The 14,955-nt window shown below is 71.6% G+C and carries 18 protein-coding genes; all 18 read right to left on the bottom strand.

Translation table 11 applies throughout. The annotated features are described in order from the left end of the window. Nucleotides 1-18 precede the first annotated feature (18 nt). A complete protein-coding gene (locus SMD11_RS09530) occupies nt 19-558 on the bottom strand; it encodes a TetR/AcrR family transcriptional regulator (protein ID WP_199844047.1) in 540 nt (179 codons plus the stop codon). A gap of 102 nt (nt 559-660) precedes the next feature. Then, complete coding sequence (gene whiG, locus SMD11_RS09535) at nt 661-1,497, bottom strand: RNA polymerase sigma factor WhiG (RefSeq protein WP_087926043.1); 837 nt, start codon at nt 1,495-1,497, stop codon at nt 661-663. Nucleotides 1,498-1,739: 242 nt separating this feature from the next. Further along, the gene (gene dprA, locus SMD11_RS09540) at nt 1,740-3,002 is read right to left on the bottom strand and encodes a DNA-processing protein DprA (RefSeq protein ID WP_418952424.1); all 1,263 of its coding nucleotides are present in this window, start codon (nt 3,000-3,002) and stop codon (nt 1,740-1,742) included. Further along, nucleotides 2,971-4,599: a YifB family Mg chelatase-like AAA ATPase gene (locus tag SMD11_RS09545; RefSeq protein WP_087926045.1), complete on the bottom strand. Its 1,629-nt coding sequence runs from the start codon at nt 4,597-4,599 to the stop codon at nt 2,971-2,973. Before SMD11_RS09545 ends, dprA begins: the two co-directional genes overlap by 32 nt. Continuing rightward, nucleotides 4,599-4,958, bottom strand: a complete 360-nt coding sequence (locus tag SMD11_RS09550; RefSeq protein WP_087926046.1) for a YraN family protein — start codon at nt 4,956-4,958, stop codon at nt 4,599-4,601. The genes SMD11_RS09545 and SMD11_RS09550 overlap by 1 nt, the downstream gene beginning before the upstream one ends. A gap of 82 nt (nt 4,959-5,040) precedes the next feature. Beyond that, nucleotides 5,041-5,349: a DUF2469 domain-containing protein gene (locus SMD11_RS09555; RefSeq protein WP_009714730.1), complete on the bottom strand. Its 309-nt coding sequence runs from the start codon at nt 5,347-5,349 to the stop codon at nt 5,041-5,043. 39 nt (nt 5,350-5,388) lie between these two features. Then, nucleotides 5,389-5,880 carry an NUDIX hydrolase gene (locus SMD11_RS09560; RefSeq protein WP_087926047.1) on the bottom strand — a complete coding sequence of 164 codons (492 nt, stop codon included), beginning with the start codon at nt 5,878-5,880 and terminating at the stop codon, nt 5,389-5,391. Next, the gene (gene lepB / locus SMD11_RS09565; RefSeq protein WP_087926048.1) at nt 5,870-6,640 is read right to left on the bottom strand and encodes a signal peptidase I; all 771 of its coding nucleotides are present in this window, start codon (nt 6,638-6,640) and stop codon (nt 5,870-5,872) included. Before lepB (SMD11_RS09565) ends, SMD11_RS09560 begins: the two co-directional genes overlap by 11 nt. Nucleotides 6,641-6,725: 85 nt before the next feature. Beyond that, nucleotides 6,726-7,805, bottom strand: a complete 1,080-nt coding sequence (gene lepB / locus SMD11_RS09570) for a signal peptidase I (RefSeq protein ID WP_418952425.1) — start codon at nt 7,803-7,805, stop codon at nt 6,726-6,728. Continuing rightward, nucleotides 7,729-8,796, bottom strand: a complete 1,068-nt coding sequence (gene lepB, locus SMD11_RS09575; RefSeq protein WP_087926049.1) for a signal peptidase I — start codon at nt 8,794-8,796, stop codon at nt 7,729-7,731. Before lepB (SMD11_RS09575) ends, lepB (SMD11_RS09570) begins: the two co-directional genes overlap by 77 nt. Further along, nucleotides 8,789-9,613, bottom strand: coding sequence for a signal peptidase I (lepB, locus tag SMD11_RS09580; protein ID WP_087926050.1), 825 nt, complete (start codon nt 9,611-9,613; stop codon nt 8,789-8,791). The genes lepB (SMD11_RS09575) and lepB (SMD11_RS09580) overlap by 8 nt, the downstream gene beginning before the upstream one ends. Nucleotides 9,614-9,664: 51 nt before the next feature. After that, complete coding sequence (gene rplS, locus SMD11_RS09585) at nt 9,665-10,012, bottom strand: 50S ribosomal protein L19 (protein ID WP_087926051.1); 348 nt, start codon at nt 10,010-10,012, stop codon at nt 9,665-9,667. Between the two features lie 132 nt (nt 10,013-10,144). Continuing rightward, on the bottom strand, nt 10,145-10,960 hold the full coding sequence (gene trmD / locus SMD11_RS09590) for a tRNA (guanosine(37)-N1)-methyltransferase TrmD (protein WP_087926052.1): 816 nt from the start codon (nt 10,958-10,960) through the stop codon (nt 10,145-10,147). Continuing rightward, on the bottom strand, nt 10,960-11,556 hold the full coding sequence (gene rimM, locus SMD11_RS09595; protein WP_087926053.1) for a ribosome maturation factor RimM: 597 nt from the start codon (nt 11,554-11,556) through the stop codon (nt 10,960-10,962). The genes trmD and rimM overlap by 1 nt, the downstream gene beginning before the upstream one ends. A gap of 90 nt (nt 11,557-11,646) precedes the next feature. Further along, nucleotides 11,647-11,886, bottom strand: a complete 240-nt coding sequence (locus tag SMD11_RS09600) for an RNA-binding protein (protein ID WP_020868149.1) — start codon at nt 11,884-11,886, stop codon at nt 11,647-11,649. A 2-nt stretch (nt 11,887-11,888) separates the two neighbouring features. Continuing rightward, nucleotides 11,889-12,329 carry a 30S ribosomal protein S16 gene (gene rpsP, locus SMD11_RS09605; protein WP_087926054.1) on the bottom strand — a complete coding sequence of 147 codons (441 nt, stop codon included), beginning with the start codon at nt 12,327-12,329 and terminating at the stop codon, nt 11,889-11,891. Between the two features lie 156 nt (nt 12,330-12,485). Next, complete coding sequence (locus tag SMD11_RS09610) at nt 12,486-13,079, bottom strand: hypothetical protein (protein WP_087926055.1); 594 nt, start codon at nt 13,077-13,079, stop codon at nt 12,486-12,488. Between the two features lie 224 nt (nt 13,080-13,303). Beyond that, nucleotides 13,304-14,719, bottom strand: a complete 1,416-nt coding sequence (gene proS, locus SMD11_RS09615; protein ID WP_087926056.1) for a proline--tRNA ligase — start codon at nt 14,717-14,719, stop codon at nt 13,304-13,306. Between the last annotated feature and the right edge of the window lie 236 nt (nt 14,720-14,955).

Below are 14,955 nucleotides of genomic sequence, written 5' to 3' on the forward strand. Positions count from 1 at the left end.
ACGTTCGCGCGGGCGGTGTCAGCCGCGGACCCCGCGCAGGGCCATGGCGACGGCCGCCTCGGTGATCCGGTCCGGTTCCTCGGCCGCGCCGAGCTCGATACGGCGGACGGCGGCGTCCACGACGCCCTGGAGGAGCATGGCCGCCAGCCGGGGCTGGTCGTGACCGACGCCGACGAGGGCCTCGACGACCATGGCGATCAGACCGCCGTGGGCGGCGCGGATCTTCTCGCGGGCGCCCGCGTCGAGCTCGCCGGCGGAGATGGCGACCACGGCCCGGTGCCGGCGGTCGCCGACGAGCGCGAGCTGCCGTCGCACATACGCCTCGATCTTCGCCTCGGGCGTGTCCTCCCGCTCCATGGCAGCCTCGACCTCCGCCGCCCAGACGGGGAAGTCGACGGCGCACAGCTCCTCGACCACGGCCGCGCGCGAGCGGAAGTACTCATAGACCGAGGACCGGGCCAGGCCGGTGCGCTCGGCCAGCGCGGGGAAGGTCAACGCCTCCGTACCGCCTTCGGACAGCAGGGAGCGGGCAGCGTCCAGCAGGGCGTCGCGCTGCATAGTCCGGTGCTCGGCCACTGAGGCCGCTCGAATCCTGGGCACGGCTCCACTTTACGGATATCCCTTGACCGGGACGACGCTGGTGGGAGGTTTCCCACGCCGTCAGCGCCCGATGTCCGCGAGCTTCGCCCTCAGCTGAAGCACGGACTTGGTGTGGATCTGGCTGACCCGGCTCTCCGTGACGCCGAGCACATGGCCGATCTCGGCGAGCGTGAGGCCCTCGTAGTAGTAGAGGGTGACCACGGTCTTCTCCCGCTCGGGGAGGGTGTTGATGGCGCGGGCCAGCAGCCTGCGCAGCTCGCGGTCCTCGGCGACCTCCACCGGGTCGTCCGCGGCGGTGTCCTCCAGGGTGTCCATCAGGCTCAGCCGCTCGCCGCCGTCCACGCCGACGTGCAGCAGGTCCTCCAGCGCCACCACGTTGGCCAGCGACAACTGGCTGAAGACCGCGTGCAGTTCCTCGACGGCGATGCCCATCTCGGCCGCCACCTCGGTCTCGGAGGGCGTGCGCCGCAGCGCCGCCTCCAGGGTGGCGTACGCGCGCTCGACGGCCCGGGCCTTCTGGCGGACCGAGCGCGGGATCCAGTCCAGCGCCCGCAGCTCGTCGATCATCGCCCCGCGGATGCGGGTGATGGCGTAGGTCTCGAACTTGATCTCCCGCGTGGGGTCGAACTTCTCGATGGCGTCGATGAGTCCGAAGACCCCGGAGGACACGAAGTCCGCCTGCTCGACATTGGGCGGCAGGCCGACGCTGACCCGGCCCGCCACGTACTTCACGAGGGGCGAGTAGTGGAGGATCAGCTGCTCCCGCAGCCGCTCGTCGCCCGAAGCCTTGTACGACCGCCACAGCTCATCGAGGGTCGAGGGAGCGGGAGGGCGCACGGGGCCGCGCGCCGCGGGTGGCGCCGCCGCGCGATCGGACCCGGAGGTGTGCTGGGGCATTCGTCGTCTTGAGCCGTTCTGCTGTGACGTGAAGGGAGAGGTACGAATGGCTGGATTCCCGTGAGCGTAGCGTGACTGTGGCGCTGCGGTGCGCGAGGACGGCCCCTTCGGTTGATATGCAGATACGTTCCACTGTCCGCGCCCCCCGGTATACGGCGGCCGGGGGGTTCGGTGACCGTGCCGGGCCCGCCGTATCGGTTCCCACGGTCGTCCTCTTAACCCTTTCACCCGATCGCCCCAGGTCAAGAACCGCCTCGCCGCGTGGTGGGGCGCCGTCCGAGGGGCTTGGGGGTGCCGGATGTTGACGGCGGTCCGGCCAACTTCCAGTGATCACCATGGCGTTCGACGAAGCCCAGACCCTGGAGTTCGTAGAGGCCGCCGAGGGTGCGGTCCCTGCTCAGACCGGCGTTCCGGGCGATGCGGGCGAGGTCGCCGCCGGCTCCCCCGGGGACGGCGTCGAGCACGGTGGCCGTGGCGGGCGGCAGCAGGTCACGCGCCACGACGGGCCCTCGCCGCTCGGGGGCGAGCTCGCCCATGCCGCCCACGAGCTCGGCGATCTCGTCGGCGTCGGTCACCAGGTGGGCCTCCTCCCGCAGCAGTTCATGGACCCCCGCGGAGAGCCCCGAGGTGACCGGGCCGGGAACGCCCATCGTGTGCCGGCCGAGCCGCCGGGCACACCGCGCCGTGACCAGCGATCCGCTGCGGTACTGGGCCTCGACGACCACCGTTCCCCTCGTCAGGGCGGCGATGACGCGGTTGCGGAGGACGAAGCGGCTGCGGGTGGGGTGGCCGCCGGGCGGCAACTCCGCGAGCACCAGACCCTGTTCCGTGATGCGGTCGATCAACTCGGCGTGTCCGCGTGGGTAGGGCACGTCCACGCCCGAGGCCAGCACGGCCACGGTGGCCCCACCGGCGGCGAGGGCTCCTCGATGCGCCGCCCCGTCGACCCCGAACGCCGCCCCCGAGACCACCACCCAGCCGCGCTCGGCGAGACCGGCGCCGAGGATGGTCGCCACGTGCGAGCCGTAGTCGGTGCAGGCCCGGGCGCCGACGACGGCGACGGAGCGCAGGGCCCAGAGCCTCAGGTCGGCGGTGCCCCGCACCCAGAGGCCGAGGGGGCGGGCGTCGCCGAGGTCGTCGAGCTGTCGCGGCCACTCGGCGTCGCCGGGGACGAGGAAGCGCCCGCCCAGCCGGGCGATGGCGTCGAGGTCGCCCCGGGGGTCGAGAGCGGCGGCCCGCGCCCGGCACCCCGCGAGCCGCTCCTCCCCCGCTCCCGGCGGCGCGGGCCCGGCACCCGTCAGCCCCCGGGCGAGGGCCTCGGCCCCCATCTCGCGGAGCCACCGCCCGACCCGTTCGTCCCCCGGCTCGGTCAGCCGCGTGAGCGCGGCCCGCGCCAGGCGGTCCGGGGCGGGGGCAGTCACGACGCCCCCTCGGCCCGCGCGGCACCCCGGTCCCCGCGCCCGCCCCGGACGGTCATCGGCGCACCCCCGCCTCGACGGGCACACCGCGGCCGACGCCGGTGCGCAATTGCAGTGCCTGTGCCACGTCGTCCGCGTCCGGCCGGGGGTGCCCGGCCAGGTCGGCCACGGTCCAGGCGACCCGGAGGACGCGGTCGAGCCCACGGGCGGTCAGCAGGCCGCACTCCATGTCGCGCTCGGCCTCCGCCAGGGCTCCGGGCAGCGGGTGCCACCGGGTCCGCAACTCATGGCCGGGCACCTCGCCGTTGGTCCTCCAGGGTGTGGCGCCGAGCCGGGCCGCCGCCCGCTCCCGCGCCTCGCGGACCCGCGCGGCGACCGTCGCGGTGTCCTCCACCGCGCCGTCGCGGCCGGTGAGTTCGGCCCGGGTGACGGCCTCGACGCGGACCCGCAGGTCGACCCGGTCCAGCAGGGGCCCCGAAAGCCTGCCCTGATAGCGGCGGATGGCCGCCGGAGGGCAGTCGCACCCCTCTCCGAACTGCGAGTGCCTGCCGCAAGGGCAGGGATTCGCCGCGAGCATCAGCAGAAAGCGGGCGGGCATCCGCATCATCCCCGCGGAGCGGGCCACCACGACGCTCCCGGATTCCAGGGGCTGCCGCAATGCGTCCAGCGCCCGCCCGCTGAATTCGGGCGCTTCATCCAGAAACAGAACACCTCTATGAGCCAGGGACACCGCCCCGGGCCTCGGCTGGCCGTTGCCCCCGCCCACCAGGGACGCCATCGTGGCCGAGTGGTGGGGCGCGCAGTACGGCGGAGCGTCCACCAGCGGCTTGCCGGGCGGCAGGACTCCCGCGACGGAGTGCACCGCCGTGACCTCCAGGGCCTCCTGTTGCGACAGTGGCGGCAGCAGACCGGGCAACCGCTCCGCCAGCAAGGTCTTGCCCGCTCCGGGCGGGCCCTTGAGATAGAGGTGGTGACCGCCCGCCGCCGCGATCTCCAGGGCCTTGCGGGCCTGCCGCTGCCCCGCGACCTCCGCCAGATCGGGCACCCGGGCAGCGCCGTCCGCACCGCAGAGCGCTCCCGAGCCCAGACCCAGCCCCGGCACCGAGAGCCCCGCCAGCATCGGATCCGGCCGGCCCTCCTGAGGCAGGTCCTCCTCCTCGTCCGGAACCGGCTCGTCGGTCAGCACGGCGATGAGCTGCCGCAGGCTGCGCACACCGAGGACCGAGACACCGGGGACGAGAGCGGCCTCCGCCGTCGTGCGCTCGGGGACGACGACCTGGCGGTACCCCGCGTCGGCGGCGGCCAGGACCGCGGGGAGGACCCCGCGGACGGGGCGGACCCGGCCGTCGAGACCCAGCTCGCCGATCATCATCAGGTCGGCGATCTCGCGTGGATCGACGCGCTCGGCGGCGGCGAGCACCGCGCAGGCCACCGCCAGATCGAAGCCGCTGCCGCCCTTGGGGACGGAGGCCGGGCTCAGACCCACCGTCAGCTTCTTCTGCGGCCACTCGGCCCCGGAATTGACCACCGCGGCACGGACCCGGTCGCGGCTCTCCGACAGGCTCTTGTCGGGAAGGCCGACCAGCGTGAAGGCCGCGACGCCCGGCTCCAGATCGGCCTGGACCTCCACGACCACGCCCTCGACGCCGACCAGCGCCACCGAGCACGTACGGGCGAAGCCCATCAGGCCACCCCCTTGACGTGCTCGATCGCGGGGGCGCCCCGGTCGGGGACGACCACGCCCACCACGTCGATCCGCACCCCGCCCGGCGGCGGGCCGCCGTTCCGCTCCAGCCAGCGCTCGGCCAGCAGGCGCAATCGGCCGGCCTTGGCCGGGGTGACGGCCGCCATCGGGTGTTCGTAGGCACCGGAGCGGCGGGTCTTGACCTCGCACACGACCAGGGCGTCCGCGTCGAGGGCGACGAGATCGATCTCGCCCTCGCGGCACCGCCAGTTCCGCTCCAGGATGACGATCCCGGACTCGGCGAGCCGCCGGGCCGCGAGTTTCTCGCCGTAGCGACCGAGAGCTCCTCGGGCGTTCATCGGCACCACCTCCGGCACCGACTCTGCCGCCACCGCCCCGATCTATTGGATCTTGGTGGAAAACCCGGCGGTTGTGGACAACTCAGCCACCCGGAAGGTCGAGGTCGCTCTTGTTGAGCTCCTCGATGTTCACGTCCTTGAAGGTGAGCACCCGCACCTGCTTCACGAAGCGGGCCGGCCGGTACATGTCCCAGACCCAGGCGTCGGCCATCGAGACCTCGAAGAAGACCTCACCCTGCACCGAGTGCACCTGCATCTCGTAGTCGTTGGTGAGGTAGAAACGCCGCTCGGTCTCGATCACGTATTTGAACAGACCGACGACGTCGCGGTACTCCCGGTAGAGCTTCAGCTCCATCTCGGTCTCGTACTTCTCGAGGTCCTCGGCGCTCATGGCATGTTCCCCTTCAGCCGTGCGTCCCCCTATTGTGCGTCAGGCGCGCTCCGTCTCCAGAAGCACCGGCGTACGCGGGGGCCCCTCGTCGAGCAGCGTACGCAGCAGCCCGGCGAGCTTGGTCGGATACACCGTCTCACGGGTCGCGAGGAGTTCCTCGCACGTCCACCAGCGCAGGCCCGTGACGCTGCGCCGCTCCAGCTCCGTCTCCCCGCCGGTCCACATGGCCGGCTGCCGGGTGCGCGCCAGGTAGTAGCACTCGTCCTGGTCCCAGCGGCGGCCGTCGAACGGGAAGGAACAGGCGCGCCGCCAGAGCAGCGGGCCCAGTTCGATCTCCGTGACGCCCGTTTCCTCGGCCAGCTCCCGGCGGGCCGCCTGCTCCCAGCTCTCACCGGGCTCCAGGCCGCCGCCCGGGGTGAACCACCAGGTGTTCGAGGGATCCTCCGGTTCGAAGCCGTGGATCAGCAGGAGGCGCTCGTCGGGGTCGAGGAGGACGATCCGCGCGGCCTTCCGGGGGCTCTCATCGCACACGTTCCGCGGTCCCCTCCTTCCTGTTCTCGCTCACGCCGGTGGCACGCCGGGGCCTCAGGAGGCTCGCGACCGGTCCGTACGCCGCGCCGCCCAGGATGAGCACCGCGCCGCCGACGACCGCGGCCAGCACCATTGGCAGCGGCCCCGGCCGGGACGTACCGCCCGGCAGGGCGGCGAACGACTCCGGCCTGTCCATCATGCCCCAGCCGTCCATCGGCCAGGCCGTGGCGTCCACCCGCCCCTCGACGGCCCCGCGCGGCACCGAGCCACGGGAGGCGTCGGCCAGGTGGGAGCGGGAGTCGACCGAGGTCAGGCGGTGGTCACCGATGAGGAAAAGCTGCCCCTCGGGGACGTCGGCGGAGAACTCCGTGGGCGAGGCCGGGCCACCGCCCCGCAGATACGGTTCCTCGACCGGCTTCCCGCCGACCGTCAGCCGCCCCCGGTCGTCACAGCACCGGACGCTGTCGCCGCCCACGCCCACGACACGCTTGATCATGGGTACGTCGCCCCAGGCCTTGTCCTTGAAGACGACGATGTCGCCACGCCGCACCTCACTGCCGTCGACGCGCTCGGCGAGCACCCGCGCGCCCTGCCCGATGGTCGGCGCCATCGAGTCGGTGGGAACGGTGTACGGCTGGTACAGCAGCGCGCCCCAGACGAATCCCCCCAGGAAGAGCACACAGCCGACGGCCACGGCCAGCCCGGACAGCACCCTGCCCGCGCGGCCGCGGCCGTCGCCCGTACGTCCCGCTCCGCTCATCCCCCAGCTCCCGCCCGCCTCGAAAAGACCGGATCCCCTGCCCGAGGGCAGGGGATCGCACACTACCGGGCGGTACGGACGCGAGTCAGCCCTTCGACGAGGTCCTGTCCGCGGCGCTCTTCACGGCCGCGACGGACGTGGTCCGGCCGAGCAGCCGGCGCCGCCGCCACAGGACCAGCGGCACCGCGCCCGCGAGGCCGAGCGCCGGGGGCACGGCGGCGGCCGCGGCGTTCAGCCCCGGCTGGTCGAAGGTGCCCGGGACGGGCAGGAAGGACCAGCGGTTGACCGGCCAGGCGACGACGATGGCGCGGCCGACGACGTCGCTGACCGGCACCGTGCCCTCGTACAGGGTGGGGTGGTAGCGCGAGTCCAGGGAGTCCTGGCGGTGGTCGCCCATCACCCAGATGTGGTCCTTGGGCACCTTGATCGGGCCGAAGGGCTTGTCGTCACAGGGCGAGTTGCCCGGGAAGATGTACGACTTCTCGTCGAGGGCCTTGCCGTTGACCTTCACCGGGCCGCCGGCGCCCTGGCACTCCACGGTGTCGCCGCCGACCGCGATGACCCGCTTGATGAGGTCGCGCTCCTCGGCGGAGGGCATCAGCCCGATGAAGCTGAGGACCTTCTGGACGCCACTGCCCAGCGGACCGGTCTCCTGCGGCTGGGTCTCGGGGCCGAGCCAGCTCTGGCTGCCCTTGCCCGGGTCGTGGAAGACCACCACCTCGCCGCGCTCGGGCTTCGCCCCGAACCACGGCGTCAGCTTGTCGACCAGCACGCGGTCACCCCGCTGGAGGGTGTCCTGCATCGAGTCCGAGGGGATGGAGAACGCCTGGACCAGGAAGGTCTTGATGATCAGCGCCAGCACCAGGGCGATGCCGACCAGGATCGGCAGTTCTTTCCAGAAGGATCGTTGTTTCTTCGGCCGGGTCGCGCCGGGGCCCTCGCCGTCCTCGTCGGGCGTCACTCCGCCGCTCCCCGTGTCCTTCGGCCCGTCCGGGCCTTCCACCGCGTCGCCGGATGCCTGGGCCGCCACGGGCGCCTGGGACAAGGCCGCTTCGGGCGCTTCGCCACCGGGCGTCCCGCCGCTCCCCTCAGCCCCTCCGGGCCCCTCGGGTCGCTTCTCGGGCTCTCCGTGACCGGAACGTGCGCCGACCGCCAAGTCCCCCACATCCGCTCCTCTCTCCACTCTGCTGCCTGTCGTACATACGACGCAGGCCCACCACTCCCATAACGAGCGGGAGTTCCGCAGGGGTCGGGAGCTGGATCGATCCGTTCTGATCCATGGGGGACACACTATTCGGCGAATCAGCCGCCCGCGCCCCCGCGCGCGGCGCGTCCCCCACCGAAACAAAGGTGTCCGGTTCCGACAGACTCCGCCAGTGGCCGAGCGGCCAGGCGATCACCGCGGCCCGGCCCACCACCAGCTTCTCCGGGACGGTGCCCTGGCCCGGACCGTCCAGGTGATAGCGCGAATCAGCGGAATTCGAGCGGTGATCCCCCATCACGAAGAGCCGCCCTTCCGGAACCCGCACGGTGAACTCCAGTTTCGACGGCGGATTTCCCGGATTGACGTACGGCTCGTCGAGCGGCGTTCCGTTGACGGTGATTTTGCCGTTCGCATCACAGCACTTGACGGTGTCCCCGCCCGTACCGATGACCCGCTTGATCAGATCCTGCTCGTCGGCGGAGGGCAGCAGCCCGATGAAGGTCAGCGCCTGCTTCACCTGCTTGACCCCCACCGGATCCGGCCCGGCCTTGGTCTCCTCACCTTCGAGCCAGCCGCCCGGGTCCTTGAAGACCACCACGTCACCCCGGGCCGGACGGGAGCCGAACCACGGCGTCAGCTTGTCCACCAGCACCCGGTCACCGATGCGGATCGTCTGCTCCATCGAGCCGGACGGAATCACGAAGGCCTGCACCAGGAACGTCTTCAGCACCAGCGCGATCAGCAGGGCCACCGCTATGAGGATCGGCACCTCCTTGACCACGGACCGGCGCCGACGGCGCTCGACCCGGCGCGCGGCCTTCCGGCGCGCTGCCCGGCCGCCCGCGCGCCCGGGGCCCGCGCCGTGCCGGCCCTCCGGCGGAGCGCCCGGCCAGCCGGCCGGGCCGGCCACCCCGGGGGAGTCCGCCGCGCTCGTACGCCCGTGGCTACCCATGCGGCCCGGGTCCCGGTCCCGCGGAATGCCCCGTCCCCGGGGGCGGTACGCCGTCGAAGGCGTCGGGGTGTTTCAGCGAGGACATCCGGCCGAACGGCCAGCCGATCCAGTCGGCCCGCCCGATCACCTTGCCGACCGGGACCGTGCCGCCGCCCGGCTCGCCGAGGTGGTCACGGGAGTCCCGGGAGTCGCCGCGATGGTCGCCCATCACCCACAGCCGCCCCTGCGGCACCACGATGTCGAAGGGCACCGCCGAGGGCTCGTCCCCCGGGTGGAGGTAGTCCTCGGTCACCGGCCGGCCGTTCACCATCAGCCTGCCCCGCGCGTCGCAGCAGGTGACCCGGTCACCGCCCACGCCCACGACCCGTTTGACGTAGTCGGTCTGCGCCGGGCGCATCAGGCCGACGGACGAGGCGCCCTTGCGGACCAGCGCCGCCACGGGATTCTCGGCGGGCGCCTCCTGGACGAAGGAACCCCGGCCGTCGAAGACCACGACATCGCCGCGCCGGGGCTCGTCGCCGAAGCGGTAGGCGAGCTTGTTGACCAGCACACGGTCCCCGATCCGCAGCGTGTTCTCCATGGAACCGCTGGGGATCAGGAAGGGCTGGACGACGAAATTGCTGAGCAGGAGCAGGAAGACCAGGCAGGCCGTGAGCAGCAGGCCCGCCCGGCGCAGCGCGCCGCCGCCCCTGAGCCAGGCCCCGGCGGCACGCGCCGCGGACCCCGGGGAAAAACGCGAGGAGCGCGACCCCTGCTCCTCCCCCGCAACGGGTTCAGGAGAGCGGTCGCGCTCCGAAAGCTGTACGTCGGTGTCCATCGAGCCGAAAGCCTATCCGGCCCCGGTCCGGCCCGGACTCCGACCTCAGGCTCAGTTGTCGCGCTTCTCCTTGATCTTCGCGGCCTTGCCGCGCAGCTCACGGAGGTAGTACAGCTTGGCGCGACGGACGTCACCGCGGGTCACGAGCTCGATCTTCTCGACGATCGGGGTGTGCACCGGGAAGGTACGCTCCACGCCGACGGAGAAGGAGACCTTGCGGACCGTGAAGGTCTCGCGCACGCCGTCGCCCTGACGGCGGATGACGACACCCTTGAACTGCTGCACACGGGAGCGGTTGCCCTCGATGACGCGAACGTGGACGTTCACGGTGTCGCCGGGGCGGAAGGACGGGACATCGGTGCGCAGCGAAGCGGCGTCGACGTTGTCGAGAAGGTTCATGACCGTCTGCTCTCCTCGCTGATGCCACAGGTCATCAGCGGAAAATCGAAATGATGATGGGGGTCGTGCGTTGTACCGGGCGGACGTCGTTCCCCCTGTGGCAGGGGCGCGCGCCGGGCGCAAGGCAACGGCTTATTCTTCCACGTCCGGGGCCACTCGCCAAAATCGGCCGTCGGGGCCCGGGCCCCAGCCCAGGATCGAGAGCATCTCGCGGTCCTTCTTGTCGAAGACCGCGGGGTCCGCGCGCTCGATCAGATCCGGCCGGTTCGCGACCGTACGCCGGAAGGCCTCGTCGCGGCGCCACCGGGCGATCTTGCCGTGGTGGCCGCTGACCAGGACGTCCGGGATACCCCGGCCGCGCCACTCCGGCGGCTTGGTGTAGACGGGGCCCTCCAGCAGATCGGCCATGGCACCGGGCGCGAAGGAGTCGTCGCGGTGCGACTCGGCGTTGCCGAGGACACCGGGCAGCAGCCGGGCGATGGCCTCGACCATGACCAGCACGGGGGCCTCGCCGCCGGCCAGTACGTAGTCGCCGATGGAGACCTCGCGGACGTCGAGCCGGTCGCCGTACTCCTCGATGACGCGGCGGTCGATGCCCTCGTAGCGGGCGGGCGTGAAGACCAGCCACGGCTTCTCGGACAGCTCGACGGCGAGCGCCTGGGTGAACGGCCGGCCGCTGGGCGTGGGCACGACGAGGACGGGCTTGTCCTCACCGGTCCCGGACGCGACGACCGCGTCCAGTGCCTCGCCCCAGGGCTCGGGCTTCATGACCATGCCGGGGCCGCCGCCGTACGGGGTGTCGTCGACGGTGTTGTGCTTGTCGTGGGTCCATTCCCGCAGGTCGTGGATGCGCACGTCCAGCTGGCCACGCGCGCGCGCCTTGCCCACGAGCGAGACGTTCAGCGGCTCCAGGTACTCCGGGAAGATGGTGACGACATCGAGTCGCATCAGGCGTCACCCTTCACATCGCCGGACTCACCGGTCTCGTCGGCGTCGGCGGTGTCGGCCTCGCGCGCGCTGGCGACCACGGCCTCGGCGCTGTTGATCAGACCCGGCGGCGGGTCGATGACCGCGCGCTGCTCCTCCAGGTCGATCTCCGTGACGATCTCACCGACGAAGGGGATCATCACCTCGCCGCCGTCCGGGCGCTCGACGATGAACAGGTCCTGCGCGGGCAGGTGCGCGATCTCCGTGATCCGGCCGATCTCCTCGCCGTCGACCGTGACGACGTCCAGGTCGATCAGCTGGTGGTCGTAGAACTCCTCGGGGTCCTCCGGACCCTCCTCGGGGTCGACCTCGGCGATCAGGAGGATGTTGCGAAGCGCCTCGGCGGCCGTGCGGTCCTTGACGCCCGCGAAGCGCAGCAGCAGCCGGCCGCTGTGGACCCGGCCGGTCTCGATGGTCAGCGGACCCGCGCCGGCGGGGTCCGTGGCCAGGACGGCGCCGGGGCCGAGCCGGAGCTCGGGCTCGTCCGTACGCACCTCGATGCTGACCTCGCCCTTGATCCCATGGGCGCGGCCGATCCTGCCGACGACAAGCTGCACTTTCTGTACCTCTGCTTTTCCGTACGAACGCGACAACGGGCCGGGAAGGGCCGTGACCCTTCCCGGCCCGTGCCGGTGCTCAATCGCTTCTCAGCGGACCTGGTCGACGTCGACGAGGTCGACGCGGATCCCACGGCCGCCGATGGCGCCCACGACGGTGCGCAGTGCGCGTGCGGTGCGGCCGTTACGGCCGATCACCTTGCCGAGGTCGTCGGGGTGGACCCGGACCTCCAGCACACGCCCGCGCCGCAGGTTGCGGGACGCGACCTGCACCTCGTCGGGGTTGTCGACGATGCCCTTTACGAGGTGCTCAAGGGCCTCCTCGAGCATCCTCAGGCCTCGGTCGACTCAGCGGACTCGGCCGCGGCGGCCTCGTCCTTCTTCTCCGACTTCTTGGCCTTCGGGGTGATGGCCTCACCCTTCGCGGCGCCGGCCTCGAGACCCTTGGTGAACTCGTCGAACGCGCGACGCTTGTCCTCCTTGGTCGCGGGGAGGAGCATCGGGGCCGGGGCCGGCAGACCCTTGAACTTCTGCCAGTCACCGGTGACCTTGAGGATGGCCATGACCGGCTCGGTCGGCTGCGCGCCGACGCTCAGCCAGTACTGGGCACGCTCGGAGTCGACCTCGATGCGCGAGGGGTTCTGCACCGGGTGGTACAGACCGATCTCCTCGATGGCCCGGCCGTCACGGCGGGTACGGGAGTCGGCGACGACGATGCGGTAGTGAGGCGAACGGATCTTGCCCAGACGCTTCAGCTTGATCTTGACTGCCACTGGAGTGGTGTCTCCTGGTCTTGACGTGGTTGGGCACAACGGGATGCCACGTGGGGTTGCGGCACTCGGAGTGCCCGATGGACGCGTCAGCCGGAGGAGAGAGGGGTCCTGTGCGACTGTCGAGTACAGCGACCCATTGTGCCACACCGCTCCAGGTCAGCCGACCGAGACCGCCTCGGGGATCCGGAAAGGCTGACCGCATCCACCGCACATGATCGGCGCCTGCGCGAGCACGGAGGGCACGACCCGGACATTACGGCCGCAGTCGCACACCGCCTTGACGCGCACCCCTCCGCCGGACGAGCCGTGCCGCGCGGCCGGGCCGCGGAACGTGCGCGAGGTGTCGGCCGCCGTGGTGGCGACCGTGTGCGCCTTCAGGGCCCGCTGGAGTCTGTCGATGGTCGGGCGGTAGCGCTTGCGCGCCTCCGGATTGAGTACGACCAGCGAGAAGCCGCTGCTGGGATGCGGCTCCTCGCTGTGGTCGAGCCCCAGCTCCTCGGCGATCGCCAGGAACCGGCGATTGTGGTAGCGGCCGGCTCGCGAGGTGTCACGGACACCGCGGGCGGCCGCGATGCCGTGCACTGCCTCGTGCAGCAGCCGTTCGAAGGAGAGCTCGGCGCCGCATGCGGACGACGACTCCCCGATCAAGGATTCGGGCGCGGCAAGATCCGGCAGCTCGGGGTGGTACCGCTGAATGTCGGCCCACGCCTGCGCCAGCTCTGCGGCGAGAACAGGTGGTGTCGTGCTCACGTCGTGACAACGAGCAGAGGTGGCCCGGTGTTCCGATACCGGGCCATCCCAAATATTTTGCACGTACCAGTCAGTTTCATGCTCATGCGTCGCGACGAGGGCGGGTGCGCAGATCTGTGGAGAACCCGCGCACCCGTTCGCAAGCCGGGACGTACTGACTCCTCGGTAAGCGCGCATCACGGGGGCGTACCGATTCGGGCGCCCCCGCGCGCACCCGGGGTGCGTCAGTAGGCGCGGGCCACGATGGCGATCGTGCCCGGAGCGTCGTCCGCGTCCGGCACGGAGCCGTCCTCGCCGACCAGGCAGCGCACGGACACGGCCTGCTCGGCCAGCTTGGCCTCGCCCTCCGGGCCGAGGTCGGCCCACGGGATGCGCGCCCAGCCACCGGCCACGGCGGCCTCGGCGGCCTCCTCGATCGTCGCCACGTCGGTCGTACGGGCCTCACGGCGCTCGCGCGACTCGCGCAGCAGCGTGGCCTGGTCCTCCTCCAGGACCTTCGGCAGCAGCGCGACGAGCTCGTCGAGACGGACCGGGGCCTTGCCGCCCGGGATCCGGCGGGCCAGCATCGCGGTGCCGTTCTCCAGGTCGCGCGGGCCGACCTCGATGCGCACCGGTACGCCCTTGAGCTCCCAGTCCACGGCGCGGCGGCCGAAGGGGGTGTCCGTGCGGTCGTCGACCTGCACGCGGATGCCCGCGGCCTTGAGCTGGTCGCCGATCTCGCGGACCTTGGCGATCACGGCGTCGTCACCCTTGATCGCGAGGACGACGGCCTGGACGGAGGCCAGGCGCGGCGGGACCCGCAGGCCGCTGTCGTCACCGTGGGACATGATCAGACCGCCGACCATCCGGGTCGAGACGCCCCAGGAGGTCTGCCAGACCATCTCCTGCTGCCCGTCCTTCGACAGGTAGGAGGTGTTGAAGGCCTTGGCGAAGTTCTGGCCCAGCTCGTGGCTGGTGCCCATCTGGAGGGCCTTGCCGTCACCCATCATGCCCTCGAGGGTGAGGGTGTTGATGGCGCCCGCGAAGCGCTCCTTGGCCGTCTTGCGGCCCAGGACGACGTCGATGCCCAGGACGTTGACCATGAAGTCGTAGTAGACGTCACGGTGGATCCGGGCGGCGTAGTCGCGGGCGTCCTCGTACGTGGCGTGGGCGGTGTGGCCCTCCTGCCAGAGGAACTCGCTGGTGCGCAGGAAGACGCGCGGACGCATCTCCCAACGGACCACGTTGGCCCACTGGTTGATCAGCAGGGGCAGGTCGCGGTAGCTCTGCACCCACTTCGAGAAGTACTCGTTGATGATCGTCTCGGAGGTGGGCCGGACGACGACCGGCTCGTCCAGCTCCTTGCCGCCACCGTGCGTGACGACCGCGAGCTCGGGGGCGAAGCCCTCGACGTGCTCGGCCTCCCGCGTCAGGTAGGACTGCGGGATGAAGAGGGGGAAGTACGCGTTGGAGGCGCCCGCGTCCTTGATGCGCGCGTCCATCTCCTGCTGCATCCGCTCCCAGAGCCCGTACCCGTACGGGCGGATGACCATGGTGCCGCGCACCGGGCCGTTGTCGGCCAGCTCGGCCTTGTTGATCAAGTCCTGGTACCAGCGCGGGAAGTCGTCCGCCTGGGGGGTGAGAATGGGAGCCTTTGCCATGGTGCGAATGGTACGGGGCCGATCCGTCCGAGCGTGAATCCCCTCCTCGCCGACCCTCGCGGCGGACCGCCCGCCGGGGCGCGCGCCACCCCCGGCTTCCCGTGCGCGGGCACGCGGCACATGCCATCGTGGGCATACGGGCAGTGTTCTCGCGCCACCCTCTGGACTCGGGGACGGAAGCGGAGTTCTCTGGCATACGGGGGTGCTTCACAGCAGCGCGCACGGCAGCACATGGG

The sequence above is a fragment of the Streptomyces albireticuli genome, from assembly GCF_002192455.1.
Taxonomy (GTDB): Bacteria; Actinomycetota; Actinomycetes; order Streptomycetales; family Streptomycetaceae; genus Streptomyces; species Streptomyces albireticuli_B.